Genomic DNA, 14246 nt, shown 5'->3' with positions numbered 1-14246 from the left:
TTTTCATTATTTCAATTTAGATATTTGGAATTGGATTAATTATTTAATGCCCATTCCTTCTTTGATCAATTTCAAGCCTTTGGTATAGATTTCTTCCGATGGAGAGTAATCCCGCCATACATTAATGGCATTGGCAAATTCAGGAATAATGGTGCTGAATGCCTCAATGGTCAACCAACCGTCATACTTCACCTCCTTTAATGCTTTAAAAACTTCGTCCCAATGAACTTGTCCACTGCCTGGCGTTCCCCTGTCGTTCTCACTAATATGCACATGTTTTAGATAGGGGGCAATGGTTTTAATGGCCTCTGCCTGACTTTTTTCTTCAATATTTGCATGGTGGGTATCGAACATTGCTCCTAAATTGGGATGATTTACTTCCTTTGCCATAGCCCCTAAGTCCGCCATGGTATTGTATAGATAACATTCAAATCTGTTGACCGCCTCGGGAGCAAGCATTATATTCGCATTCTGGGCATAATCAGCAGCTTTACGCAACATTTCATTGCTCCACTGTTTTTCCTGCAAAGTAGGAGGTTGCCTGGTGAAATACGCAAATGTGGAATGAAAAGGCCCACAAATCACTTCTACATTGGCAGCAGCACCCACATCAATGGACCATTTTAATTTATCAAGACCGGCCTCTCTAGTTTTCCGATCGGGACTCGCTATATTCTCTTCCGGAGCCAAAGCTGCAACGGCTGTAACACCCATTTTTATATTGGAGAAATGATTGCCCAATTTTGAATAGTGCTTCACATCGCCCTCCCCTAAAAACAATTCAATACCGTTGAATCCTGCTGCTTTTATCTTATCAACGATAGGGTAGTGTTCCTCAGTAACGTGATTCGTCCAAAGCAACATGTTCATTCCAATTTTCATCCTTAATTAATTAATTTTTTGAAATAATTATTCTTTCCATATTTCTCTAAGGTTAGGAAAAAGGTTTCTAACCTTAGAGGAACTGGTAATAGTTTGTTTAATTGTTCAGCTAATCGCAGATAATTGTTAAACCACTGCTGCTTCTTGAGCTTGTTTTCTTGATCGAACCCAAAACCACAGAATGGTAAATAAGACAATCAAAATTGCCGGAAATGCAACCATAGTGCCCAAAGTGGCCTGTCCAGAAACAAGTTCCAGTTCATCACCGGTAAGTCCGGCTGCTGCAGCTTCGGCCTTATCGGAATCGATCCATCCACCAATGATAGGTTGGAATATGGAGGAAGAGAACATACCTACAGCACCGATAATAGACATTCCCAAGGCACCACTTTTAGGTATTTTGTCAGCGATAAATCCGATCATGTTTGGCCAGAAATAGGCGATACCCAGTGCAAAGAAGATTGCCGCAACATAGGCCATAGTTCCAGTTTGTGTGCTAAAAAGATAGATACCAATTGTAGCTAGAACCGCTGAGCCCAAAAGGACCCCTGTTTGATCAAATTTATGAACGACTTCACCACCAAAATAACGTGCTACGGCCATTAATCCAGTAACCAGAGCCAATATAATCATAGGTTCAGCACCACTCTTGGCCAATATAAGACCCACCCATTGTTGAGGCCCGAATTCGGAGATGGCAGTTAAGGACATACATATGACCATAAAAATAAATAAGGGAGAAATCATGGCTTTCAAATTACCGCTAAGAGTGGCAGCTGCTTCAATTTTGGCTTTTGGCCAAGCTTGTCCAAAGTAGAGATAAGCATAGATCAAGGTAGGAATCATTATCACCCAGATTTGTGTTTCCCAACTCAAGCCTGCATCGGTCATAAATTTGGAAACAAGACTACCAATAACAATACCCCCTGGGAACCACATATGGAAACGGTTCATCATTCTGCTCATCCTTGTGCCCGAATAGGCGTCAGCGATCATAGGGTTACAGGCGGCTTCTGTACAACCATTACCAAGACCTATTAATAAGGTAGAAATAAGTAAGCCTATGTAGCTGCCAGAATATATAGTCAATATAATTCCTAGGGCGTGCGCAAAAAATGCAAATTGCATTATCGCTTTCCCTCCCACTTTATGGTAGATCAATCCTCCGATTACCATTGATATGGGAAAACCAAAAAACCACATAGAATTTATGAAGCCTAGTTGTTCTCCGGATAAGCTTAGTTCTTCTCCCAGTTGTGGAAGAATTCCTGCCCTTATACTAAAAGAAAATGCTGTAGTAATTAATGCAAAACAGCTACCATAAAATAGCCTGTTGGCATTAGTTTTTTGTTGATCATTTGAATTTTCCATTGGTTTGATTTAATTTTTAATTAAAAGTTGATTGTTATTTAAATTTCAGCCTATAAGTTTAATCTCTTTTTGACAATAATCATAATTTATTTTTAATTGTTTTGTCAAATATAAAATTTAAGACCGTTTATATTGCACAATTAGCACCTGTGTCCTAAGCCATTTGTTCCTGACATTACTGCGATTAAATGTATCCGGAATTAAAAGCTGATAAATTTAAACCTAAATGAATTTTAAAAGTTCCTGTATCCTACTAAATAATGGTACTTTTTTGCCATGGGTTCAATTTAGTGGCATTGGCGTTCTAAAGTATGGCCTATATAGTTATAATAGGAATACTAACAGTGGCCGATTAATTTTTGACTTAAATGTTATGGAATAGGGGTTTTATGGGAAGGATAAAATTTGCTTATTATTTGAAGATAATTTCAATTAGGGCCCTTGTTGATGAAATGATTAGCTCACTAATGATTGCTTTGGGATTTTACTTCTTTTCTTGGTTTGAGGATTAAGGGAATGTTTTATAAAAATTTACATTTTTGCTAAGAAATGCTGGTTTTGATATTCAGGAACAACTTGCGATATTCATGGGGGCTCATATGTACAATGGATTTAAACTGTCTATTAAAATTGGACAGGGCGTTAAAACCGCATTCGTAGCTTATTTGGGAAATATTGAAATTATCCTCCAGCAATAATTTGCGGGAATGACCAATGCGTATCTCGTTTACAAAACGGGTAAATGTTTTGTTGGCCCTAGGTTTGAAATACCTGCAGAAGGAGGTTGTAGTCATATTCAGCATTTCGGCAATTTCTTCCAGGGATATTTTGGTTTTAAAATTGGTCATGACATATTCATAGACGATGCGCATTTTATCTGCATCGTCACCTTTAAATACATTGGTGTAGCCCGGGCTGGAAAGTAGGTGGTATTCCTCGCTATTGGCAAGGATGTCTATTATTTCCAATAACTTAATAATTCTTCGAAACCCTTGTTCGTTGTTTATTTTAAGCAGAAGTTTATTTATTTTTTTTTGGGTTTCCCCATAAAATTCCATTCCCCTTACCGAATTTTCAACGAATTTATTTACGTTATAGAATTCCTCCTTGCCCAACAAGGCCTCGCTAAAGAGTTCATGGTCAAAATAAATGACCAGACCTCTTGTGGTGAGTCTACTATTTTTTTCAAAATAAATTTCATCACTCCGCCATAAATGAGGTAGATTGGGACCCGTGACCACTAGGTCTCCTTTTTCAAAAGACTGTACATGATCACCAACAAACCGGGTTCCCTTACCCTCGGCGATCAGAGATATTTGGTAATCTGGGTGAAAGTGCCAATTGGGATTAAAGTAAGGCCCCACAATATCTTTAAATATAAAAGTTTCCTTGGTAGTGAGTGTTTTTTCAATGTTGGGGGTACTCATAAATTTCCAGTTTGGATTTTATTTTGGCTAAATTAAGACAAAAAAGTGTCATCATTTAGTAAAATATAGGGAATATCAATCCCGATAGTATTTTAGATTTGTAGGGCTAAGTTTTAATAGTTAGATTTTATGGATATAAATTTTATGGATAGTGCATAAAATATGATAAAAAAATTGGATATTGATAAACTTTAGTGCTCGGAAAAGCTAAATATTTCTTAATGCAGTATTCAAACTTTGATTTCTTATAATAATGGCAGGTTTAGGTTGAAAAAAATGATAATAGAGTGTTTTAGATTTGTATTATTATGTTAGAATCATTAATTTTTATGTCTTCTTTATTTTCAATTATCCGGCGAAGGACAATATGGTATTTCGCAATAATTATTTTTGCTTGTTCCTGTGCAGATAATGATAGGAAAACTTCCTTCGGTTTAAATTCCGAACTGGTTGCTCAGGTAAGCGATCGGGAGATAGGGCAACAGTTGAAATCAGAGGACAATGCAGAAGAGTACCGCGTAACCTATGAAGGAGAGGAAGGACCCGGAAAAGGTAAGCAAATTGTGTTTATTGCTACCGATCACGAATATAGAGGAGAGGAAACCTTACCTGCCCTGGCCAGGATTTTAGCCAAAAGATATGGATTTACCTGTACGGTGGTGTGGGCCTTGGACGATAAGGGCTATATTTTCCCTGGGGGTTCAAACCTGAAAGGTTTGGACGTACTTAAAGTAGCAGATCTTATGGTAATATTTACAAGGTTTGCCGATTTTCAAGATAAGCAAATGCAAGAAATAGACGATTATCTGCATAGGGGAGGACCAGTAGTAGGCCTAAGGACGTCTACCCATGCCTTTAAAAATTCGGATAACCCCAATTGGGGTCATTATGATTATAAATACGAAGGTGAAAAAAGCGCATGGCACGGAGGATTTGGAGAGGTGGTTTTGGGAGAGACCTGGGTAGGGCACTACGGAAAGAATCACCAACAGGCATCCAAATTGATTTTGGAGGCAACCAATAAGGAACATCCAATACTGCGAGGAGTTGGTAGTGCCTGGGCGCAGTGCGGTGGCTATAACGCCTATCCTCAAGGAAAGGATCTGAAAATCCTAGCTCGCGGAAGGGTATTGAACGGAATGACTCCCGATGCCGATCCAGATACTACCAAGAAAGAACTTCCGGTAGCATGGGTACGCACTTACCAATTGGAGTCAGGTACTCCTGGACGTGCCTTTACTACAACCCATGGGGCTTCGGAAGATATTTTGAATGAAGGTTTTAGAAGAATACTCCTTAATGCCTGCTTTTGGGGACTGGAAATGGAAGAAGAGATTAAAGCGGACAATCCGATTGATTTTGTGGGAGGATTTGAACCAACCACATTTAACTTTGAGGGTTACCAGAAAAATGTAAAACCTTCCGACCTAGAAGGTTGGGAATCTGTAATAATGCCAAGAAAATAATAAGAACTATTAAAATTAATGTTATGCCAGAAAACAACTATCCTAAACTCCACAACGCTTCGTGGCCAGGTGTGGTAGGAAAAGGACCTGATTCAGAGCCACCAATTTCAATAGATACCATGATCGAGCTAACGGCCAATGCCGAGGTAGACGGGGTTAAATTTGATGGATTCGATCTATTTGCCGCCGATCCCCATTTGGATATCGATTCCAATGATGACGGCATTAAAAAATTGGCTGATAAGGCCAGGGCTAAAAATCTGGAAATTGGAAGTTTGGTAGCTCCGGTATGGGCAGGAACTGGTGGAGGTTCTGCTATGGGATCTAGAGAAGAACGCAATCAATTTGTAACACAGGTACGTAAAGCCTGTGAAATAGGGAAAAAACTAAGGGACCTTGGAATACGACCCAACGGTGTAATTCGCATCGATTCCTCCGTTGACCCACATAGTTGGGCAGCAGATCCCGTGGCCAATACAAAATTAATAGCTCAAACTTTTCGCGAGGCATGCGATGTTGCTGCCGATTACGGAGAGTCACTGGCTGCTGAAGGTGAAATTTGTTGGGGTGGAATGCACGGTTGGAAAACCATGGTGAATACCCTTGAGGCGGTAGATCGCCCCAATATTGGATTTCAGGCCGATATGGCGCATACCTTATTATATCTGTTGGGGTATAATAAAGAGGATGAAAGAATATTGCCCAAGGATTTTGATTGGAGCGATAGGGCTACATTGACGGAAGGTCTTAAAAGTGTAACCGCCGCCCTTCGCCCATGGACCATTGATTTTCACGTGGCCCAAAATGATGGTACAGTGTTCGGATCTGGATCACATGACAAAACGGGAAGACATTGCCAGGCTTCGGACCCTAACGGCAAATTGGATATTGCTGTAGATGCAGGCCATTGGTTGCGTGATGAAAACGGTATTCTGACCAAAAAAATCAGACACATCTGTTGGGATGGATGTATGTTTCCCAATGATGTTATGATGCAGCCTAAAACTTGGAACGATATTTTAGGGGCTATGATCAAAGTACGTCAACTGCATGGTTGGTACGAAGCAACTTAAGATTAATACTTATTGCTCGGTTGTTCAATGATGAATTCAATTTAAATTAAAAAATAGAGTATACATGTCAAGTAAGAAAGAATTACGAATAGGAATGGTAGGATATGGTTTTATGGGCAGAACCCATTCCAATGCCTATAGGAGGGTTGGCAATTTTTTTCCTGAACTGAAATATCGACCTATATTAAAAGCTATTTGCGGGCGTAATCTGGAACGTACGCAAGCCTTTGCCGATCAATGGGGCTATGAATCAGTAGAAACCGACTGGAAAAAGCTGATTGCCCGTGATGATATTGATGCCATAGATATCTGTACTCCCAACAATATGCACGCAGATATTGCCATTGCAGCGGCAGAAGCGGGAAAAATGGTTTTATGCGAAAAACCTTTGGCTCGTACCGTTGCGGAAGCGCAACCTATGGTAGATGCCATTGAAAAGGCGGGAGTACCCAATACGGTTTATTTTAATTACAGAAGACTGCCTTCCGTAAGCCTTGCAAAACGACTGATTGATGCGGGAAAGCTGGGTAAAATATTTCATTATCGTGCCAACTTTTTACAGGATTGGACCATAAGTCCAGAACTTCCACAAGGCGGGGAAGGGTTATGGCGATTGGATAATGACGCAGCCGGATCTGGTGTAACAGGCGACTTATTGGCACACTGTATAGATACTGCAATGTGGTTGAACGGTGGTATAAAGGATGTTTCAGCAATGACTGAAACCTTTATTAAGGAACGTGTACATACCGGTACCGGCGAAAAACAAGAGGTAACTATTGATGATGCCTGTATGTTTCACTGCCATTTTGATAATGGATCTTTGGGCCTTTTTGAATCTACACGATATGCCAGGGGACATAAGGCTTTATATACATTTGAAATAAATGGGGAACATGCCTCCATAAAATGGAACCTGCACGACCTTCAGCGGTTAGAGTATTTTGACCATAGGGATGAGTCACAGGAAAGGGGCTGGCGTTCAATCCACGTTACGGATGGTGACCATCCCTATATGGATAAATGGTGGGTGCCAGGATTATCAATTGGGTATGAGCATAGCTTTGTACATCAAATAGCGGACTTTCTTAAAGCCTTGGAAGAAGGAAAACCATGTTCGCCTACCTTTAGGGAGGCCCAGGAAACACAGAAGGTTTGTGAAGCAGTTTTAGATTCTGCCAAAACTAAAAGTTGGAAAGATACTGGTGTCCAATGGTAACATTGAATTTCCCTAATGGGAATGCTTTGGTGTAAAGTTGGCTGGTAAGTTTTTCCACTTGAAATTTAATTTGAATTAAAATAATATATTATCCCGATGAGTAATTCTATAAAAGGCTTTTGTCTTCAGAGCAACGAAAAAATATATCCGAACTCTGGCCAATCAGTACTGAGTAATTCGGCCGTAGTAGAAATGGAAATTCCCCCATTAAAGGAAGGGGAAATATTGGCAAAAACACTGTACACAGGAATTTGCGGTTCAGACAATAGCGCAACTATTGGCAAGGCCAATTTTGATTGGGTGCAGCGTCCCCGGGTTATTGGGCACGAATTTAGTGCCGAAGTATTGGAATTGGGGCCTGGGGACCATGGCGACCTTAAGGTTGGCGATATTTTTACGCCTTTGGCCATGTTAGGTTGCCGGGAAGAAGATTGCCCTGCCTGCAGTGTGTCCAAATGGAATTTATGTCCAAAAAAGGAAATCATAGGATTCCATAGAAACGGAGGATTCGGACAACAAGTGGTGTTGGAGTCGGATCGGGTTGTCCCTTTAATGAAGGGCTTAACACCGGCCCAAGGTGCCTTGGTAGAGCCTTTGTCCATTATCACCAACGCACTTTATAATAAGTGCGATATTAAGCCTGGTCAGGACGTAGTGGTAACAGGTTGCGGTATCATTGGAATGATGTCTGCCGAAGTTGCCAGGGCGGCAGGAGCAAGGGTTGCTGTTACGGGTATTGCCCATGATCGTGACATCCGTTTAAAAAGAGCAAAAGAAAGGGGTTTCATTACCATAGAAGTGTCACCGGAGAACTCCTTGACCACACAACTACAAAATGGTATTACCGATGATAAAGGTGTTCCCTTTGGCTCTAACGGAAAAATAGATTTGCTTATAGAATGTTCCGGTGTCCCTCCAGTGCTAACAGAGGCAATTGGTGTTGTTAAACCGGAAGGGGACATATGTGTTATAGCTACTTACGGCACGGACGTACAGATCAATGCCACTCACCTTACCCGTACCTCCTTAAATATGAGGGGATCCATGGGGTCTTGCAGGGCCGATTATATGGCCGCACAAAAACTTATGGTCACCGGAATTTTCCCTTCTGAACACTATACGGATTACTATGATTTTAAAGACATCAATCAAGCTTTTGAGGATTCTATAAAAGCTAATAATATGAAGGCCGTTGTAAAAATGAACTAATAATTCATGAGGTCTCGTATAGGCCTGCAACATAATATCAAAAAAAATAAGCTTTAAAATTATGCACAAAATATTTATTACCGGAGGTACGGGCTGTATAGGATCGGTCACTATTTATAAACTTTTACAATCAAAGGAGGTTGGGAAAATTGTTGTTGCATCGCGGTCTAACAATGTGGATCCATTAAAATTATGGCTCCCGGATGATTTGGATCCGCGCTTGGAGTTCGTTACTCTGGATGTTTCTAACTATAAAGAGATAGAAAGGGTTTTGTTTGAAGTGGACCCTACCCATATTATACATTTAGGGGCGTACCAAAGCCCGGATTGTTCCCGCGATCACATAGGGGGAATGGAAATAAATACAGGGGGTACTATGGCACTTTTTGATGCTGCCGAAAGATTACCTAACCTTAAGCGATTTGTTTTTGCAAGTTCTGCCGCAGTTTATGGTATGCGATCAATGTATTCGGAAACCATTATTTCTGAGAATGTTCCTTTGGCCCCGCCCAATCATTATGGGATATGGAAATTGGCCGGTGAACATCTTGCTCGCTTATTTCATGACAACACCAAAGTGCCAACGGTTTGTCTACGGTTAAATACTACTTATGGCAAGGGTAGGGATAAAGGAAAAACTTCTGCCCCGACCAATGCCCTGAAGGCAATTGTTTTAGGTGCAGTGGCCAAAAAAGTGATTCCTTTTGAAATGCCATATCAAGGTCGGGAAAACTATCATTTTGTTGAAGATGTGGGTGCGCAATTCGCTGCCTGTGTACTTCAGCCCTATGAAGGTTTTGGCGCTTTTAACATCCAAGGGGAAACCATCCCCATTACCTCATTTTTAGAAATTATAAAAGAACAAGCTACGTCTTTGGGCATGGGCGACTATGTTTCGTTGTCCGTAACCGATGGTGCGCCACCTAACCTTTTTGTTTGCGATTTGGATCATGCAAAAATTGCAGGCACTTTCAAAGATTTGCCTTTGACCGGAATAGCCGAGGGAATAAAAAATTCATTGTTGGAGTTTAAGACGATGGCAGAAAAAGGCACATTGAAATATTCTACAGCTGCCTCATGAAAAATATAGGAATAGGATTTATAGGAGCAGGGGATATTGCCGATCTACACGCCGAGGCCATTAATAGTTTGGCAGGGGCCCAACTTGTGGGACTTTGGAATAGAACCTTTGAAAAGGGGGCGAAAAAAGCCGAAAAATTTGGGTGTAAGACGTACAACTCCGTTGATGATCTGCTCGGCGATGCTGAAGTTGATGCCGTTTTTATATTGACCAATATGGAAACCCATTGCGATTATACAATAAGAGCAGCAAAGGCAGGAAAGCACATCTTGGTGGAAAAACCGGCAGCCTCCAGTATTGCTGAATTGGAACTAATGCAGGATGCCGTTAATAAGGCCGGGGTAAAATGTATGCCCGTTCACAATTATATCTACGAAGCTGGTATAAAAAGGGCAAAATCCATGATTGAAAACGGTAAATTGGGTGACATCTCCCAATTTTATATGATGTACAATATTCATCACGCTGAAGAAATCAGGGCACGTTACCCAGGTGTTATCCGTCAGATTTTGACCCATCATAGCTATACCATGCTGTATTTGGCCGGTCAGCCTAAAACCGTATCCTGTCTAAAACATACCGTTGACACCACTATAGCCCCACAGGAAAATGTGGCAATGGCCAATATTCAAATGCAGAATGGTACCCTAAGTCACTTATCGGCGAGCTTTGCAAATGATGACCATGCAGGGGACCCATGGACCTGTATCATAAAAGTAATTGGAACCAAGGGTAGTACCCGTTATAGTTACCGGGATTGGGTTATAAATGAGCGCAATGGTGCGCACTCCCAAACCTACCATTCCTACCCGGAATCGATCAAAAATACAGCAACACATTTTATCAACAATGTATTGCGGAATAATGAGGCACCACTTTCGAGTCTTGAAGATGCCGTTACCTGCCAAAGAATTATAGAAGCTTGTGAAAAGTCTGTAAAAGAAGGAATTCACGTGAATATCAATTAATTATATACCAAAAATGATGAATATCAGTAAAAAAGTTGCTTGGGGAAAGATTTTCCTAATGCTCTTCCTAGTCCTTACCGTTTACAGCTGTAATAAGGAGGAAGACAATACCTTAAAAATCGAACCTAACTCCCATATAGTGTTGGTGGGTAATAATTTGGGATCTCGTATGATGAACTTTGGGCATTTCGAAACTGAAATGCAACTTCGTTACCCCAATGATTCACTTTACATTCGAAACATGTGTGATGGTGGTAATACACCTGGTTTTAGGCCGCATTCCTCAAGAAATTCACCTTGGGCGTTTCCTGGAGCTGATAAATATCAGCATGAGTCGGGGCAAGCCATACATTTTGTTGACGGTGAAGACGGACGCCGGTCCGGTCCCATTGGCCATTTTCCTTCTCCGGATGAATGGATTACCAGTTTAAAGGCAGACATTGTTATAGGATTTTTTGGTTACTCCGAGTCTTTTGAAGGGCAAGAAGGCCTGGACAATTATAAGGAGGAATTAAGGGCGTTTATTAAACATACCCTAAGTCAAAAATATAATGGCGCCACGCCTCCGCAATTGGCACTTGTGTCACCCATTGCTTTTGAAGATCTGTCCGATAAGATGGACCTGCCCAATGGACAAAAAGAAAATGGGAACCTAGAGTTGTACACTGCGGCAATGAAGGAAGTAGCCGCGGAAGAAGGTGTTCTTTTTGTGAATGCTTTTGACCCCACAAGAGAATGGTATCAATCCGAAAGTACAGATTTAACGCAGGACGGTTTTCAACTAAACGATTTGGGTTACCAGAAGTTTGCCAAGCTGTTGGCAGATAAAGTTTTCGGTGTCAAAGAAAGTAAGGTAGAAGAAAACCGTGAATTGGTGCTGGATGCCGTAAATGAAAAAAACTGGTTCTGGCATAACGATTTTAAAATTCCCAACGGTGTTCATGCCTATGGTAGGCGTTATGATCCATACGGTCCGGATAACTATCCTTTTGAGATAGAGAAAATACGTCAGATGACTGCTATTCGAGATACTGCTATTTGGGAAGCACTACAGGGAAAAAAAATGGATTTGGCCAAAAGTGATGCTCAAACCAAAGAATTACCTGAAGTACAAACAAACTATAAGCCAAGTGATAAAAATGGAACCCCAGAGTATTTATATGGGAAAGATGCACTGGATAAAATTACGGCGGCACCCGGTTATAAGATAGAACTTTTTGCCTCTGAGGTAGAGTTTCCTGACCTGGCCAATCCCGTACAGATTTCCTTTGATAACAAAGGAAGGCTATGGGTAGGGGTAATGCCAAGTTACCCTCATTATAAGCCTGGCGACAGTAAGCCCAATGATAAGTTGTTAATATTGGAAGATACCGACAACGATGGCAAGGCAGATAAGCAAACTGTCTTTGCAGACGGACTTCATCTAACTATAGGATTTGAATTTGCGCCAGAAGGAGTGTATGTTTCTCAAGGTACCAACTTGGTATTGTTAAAGGATACAGATGGTGATGACAAGGCCGATGCAAAGGATATCATTTTAAGTGGATTCGATGATCACGATACGCACCATGCAATAAGCGCCTTTACAGCCGATCCATCAGGAGCGATCTATATGGGAGAAGGAGTGTTTTTGCATACCAATGTGGAAACTGCATATGGTACTGTTAGAGGAACTAATGGTGGGTTCTATAGGTATAGCCCACAAAGACATCATTTGGAGCGTACGGCACAATTGCCCATTCCAAACCCATGGGGTATTGCTTTCGATGATTGGGGGCAACCATTTTTTGAACATACCTCCGGTCCAGCGGCTACTTGGATGATGCCAGGAACAATTGTACCACGGTACGGGGTAAGTTCACCATTACCCGAAAACCTTATAGAAAAGAAACATTTGGTGAGACCAACTTCTGGTTTGGAATTCGTATCGAGCAGACATTTTCCAGATGCCGCACAAGGCAATATGTTGATTGCCAATACTATTGGATTCTTGGGTATTAAGGAACATTCAATGGTTGATGACCCTAAAACTGCCGGTTATGTAAGCAAGCATCAAGAGGATTTGATCTCAGCAACCGATAAAAATTTTCGACCTGTAGATTTGGAGTTTGCTCCTGATGGTTCTTTGTACGTCATAGATTGGCACAATGTGCTTATTGGACACATGCAGCACAATGCGCGTGATCCCCTAAGAGATCATGCACACGGTAGGGTATACCGTATTACCTACCCATCAAGGCCTTTGGTGGAACCTGCCAAGATTGTTGATGCCAGTATAGATGAATTATTGGATAACCTTAAACTTCCCGAATACCGTACCCGATACAGAACAAAAAGGGAATTGAGAGCTAGGGATGCCTCCGAAGTATTGTCAAAATTGAAAACTTGGGTGGCAAGCTTGGATAAAAATGAGCCTAGATATGAACACAACTTATTGGAGGCTTTATGGGTGACCTGGGGCTTGGATAAAGTTGATGGACCATTACTTAAACAAGTACTTAACGCAAAAGATTTCAAGGCCCGTGCCGCTGCTGTAGGTGTTCTTCGCTATGCCGGACATCAAATTCCAGATCAGGCCGAACTTTTAATGCAAGCCGCCAAGGATGACAATCCACGGGTAAGACTGGAAGCCTTGGTAGCTGCTTCTTGGTTGGGTAGGGATGCGGGGATTCCCATTATCACAGAAGCAGGAAATAAGGGATTGGACAAATGGATGGAAAAACCTTATGAATCTGCCCTGGCCCATTTAAATGGCCACAAGGCAGGGGAGGAGCCAAAAGAGGTTATCAAGACCGATCTAAAAGGAAAAGACTTGGAACTTATGGTTGCAGGAAGGGAAATATATATGAGGGATGGCTTTTGTGCCACTTGTCACCAAGCCGATGGTCAAGGTCTGGAAGCTTCTGGTTTTCCTCCACTTGCTGGATCTGAATGGGTCACGGGTAGTGAGGATAGGCTTATAAAATTAACTACCAATGGACTTATGGGACCTATAGTAGTTAATGGCAAGTCCTATCCTGGACAAGTACCTATGACACCTTTTGGAAATTTACTTAGCGCAGATGAAACTGCGGCCGTATTAACTTATGTCAGAAATACCTTTGGAAATAAGGCCTCTGTGATTTCTACGGATAAAGTGAAGGAAGTGCGTGGGAAGATTAAGGATAAGGAGGGCTTTTATTCCCCAGAGGAATTATTAAAAGAGCATCCGATGAAGTAAATTAGGGCAATTGTATTAAGTCTTTGATTAAAGGTTGGTGAAAGAGTATTCTTTTACCAACCTTTTTACTGTTCAAAATAATATTTGGTTGCCCAAGAGGCCTTTTATGGTATGATTACAATTTTGGGCAGCCTATTTAAGTTGTTAAAAAGGCTTTTACTAAGCGTTAATTAAATTTAAATTGCAAACCTTAATGGGTTTATTCATGCCAAGATTTTGTTAAAAATCTATGTTTTTTAGGATTATACATTAATAAGCCATAATATTCGAGATTATTGTGTTAAGTTTTCATACGTTTATACGACTAATGAATTTTTAGTACAGGAATAA

General features: G+C 41.0%; 10 protein-coding genes. 7 read left to right on the top strand and 3 right to left on the bottom strand.

Translation table 11 applies throughout. From position 1 onward, the window contains the following. Positions 1–39: 39 nt before the first annotated feature. The 3 genes from CWD91_RS05270 to CWD91_RS05260 all read right to left on the bottom strand — a co-directional run bounded on the left by CWD91_RS05270 (position 40) and on the right by CWD91_RS05260 (position 3680). Positions 40–882 (bottom strand): sugar phosphate isomerase/epimerase family protein, encoded by an 843-nt coding sequence (locus tag CWD91_RS05270; protein WP_103439940.1) that lies wholly within the window; start codon positions 880–882, stop codon positions 40–42. A gap of 126 nt (positions 883–1008) precedes the next feature. Further along, positions 1009–2253, bottom strand: a complete 1245-nt coding sequence (locus CWD91_RS05265) for an MFS transporter (RefSeq protein ID WP_103439939.1) — start codon at positions 2251–2253, stop codon at positions 1009–1011. Positions 2254–2795: 542 nt separating this feature from the next. After that, on the bottom strand, positions 2796–3680 hold the full coding sequence (locus CWD91_RS05260) for an AraC family transcriptional regulator (RefSeq protein WP_103439938.1): 885 nt from the start codon (positions 3678–3680) through the stop codon (positions 2796–2798). A gap of 329 nt (positions 3681–4009) precedes the next feature. Between CWD91_RS05260 and CWD91_RS05255 the strand changes: the two genes are divergently transcribed. From CWD91_RS05255 to CWD91_RS05225, 7 genes are all read left to right on the top strand, one after another. Next, entirely contained in the window at positions 4010–5146 is a 1137-nt protein-coding gene (locus CWD91_RS05255) for a ThuA domain-containing protein (protein WP_103439937.1), read from the top strand. Positions 5147–5169: 23 nt separating this feature from the next. Beyond that, the gene (locus tag CWD91_RS05250; protein ID WP_103439936.1) at positions 5170–6219 is read left to right on the top strand and encodes a sugar phosphate isomerase/epimerase family protein; all 1050 of its coding nucleotides are present in this window, start codon (positions 5170–5172) and stop codon (positions 6217–6219) included. Between the two features lie 64 nt (positions 6220–6283). After that, positions 6284–7438 (top strand): Gfo/Idh/MocA family protein, encoded by a 1155-nt coding sequence (locus CWD91_RS05245; protein ID WP_103439935.1) that lies wholly within the window; start codon positions 6284–6286, stop codon positions 7436–7438. Between the two features lie 96 nt (positions 7439–7534). Next, positions 7535–8647, top strand: coding sequence for a zinc-dependent alcohol dehydrogenase (locus tag CWD91_RS05240; protein ID WP_103439934.1), 1113 nt, complete (start codon positions 7535–7537; stop codon positions 8645–8647). Positions 8648–8708: 61 nt separating this feature from the next. Beyond that, a complete protein-coding gene (locus CWD91_RS05235; RefSeq protein WP_103439933.1) occupies positions 8709–9728 on the top strand; it encodes an NAD-dependent epimerase/dehydratase family protein in 1020 nt (339 codons plus the stop codon). Continuing rightward, positions 9725–10696 carry a Gfo/Idh/MocA family protein gene (locus CWD91_RS05230; RefSeq protein WP_103439932.1) on the top strand — a complete coding sequence of 324 codons (972 nt, stop codon included), beginning with the start codon at positions 9725–9727 and terminating at the stop codon, positions 10694–10696. The genes CWD91_RS05235 and CWD91_RS05230 overlap by 4 nt, the downstream gene beginning before the upstream one ends. 13 nt (positions 10697–10709) lie before the next feature. Further along, positions 10710–13916 carry a PVC-type heme-binding CxxCH protein gene (locus tag CWD91_RS05225; protein WP_103439931.1) on the top strand — a complete coding sequence of 1069 codons (3207 nt, stop codon included), beginning with the start codon at positions 10710–10712 and terminating at the stop codon, positions 13914–13916. Positions 13917–14246: the final 330 nt, after the last annotated feature.

Origin of the sequence: Arenibacter hampyeongensis, assembly GCF_002909255.1 — a bacterium.
Lineage (GTDB): Bacteria > Bacteroidota > Bacteroidia > Flavobacteriales > Flavobacteriaceae > Arenibacter > Arenibacter hampyeongensis.
Note: the sequence above shows the minus strand (reverse complement) of the source record. Positions and strands in the feature narration are given on the sequence as shown.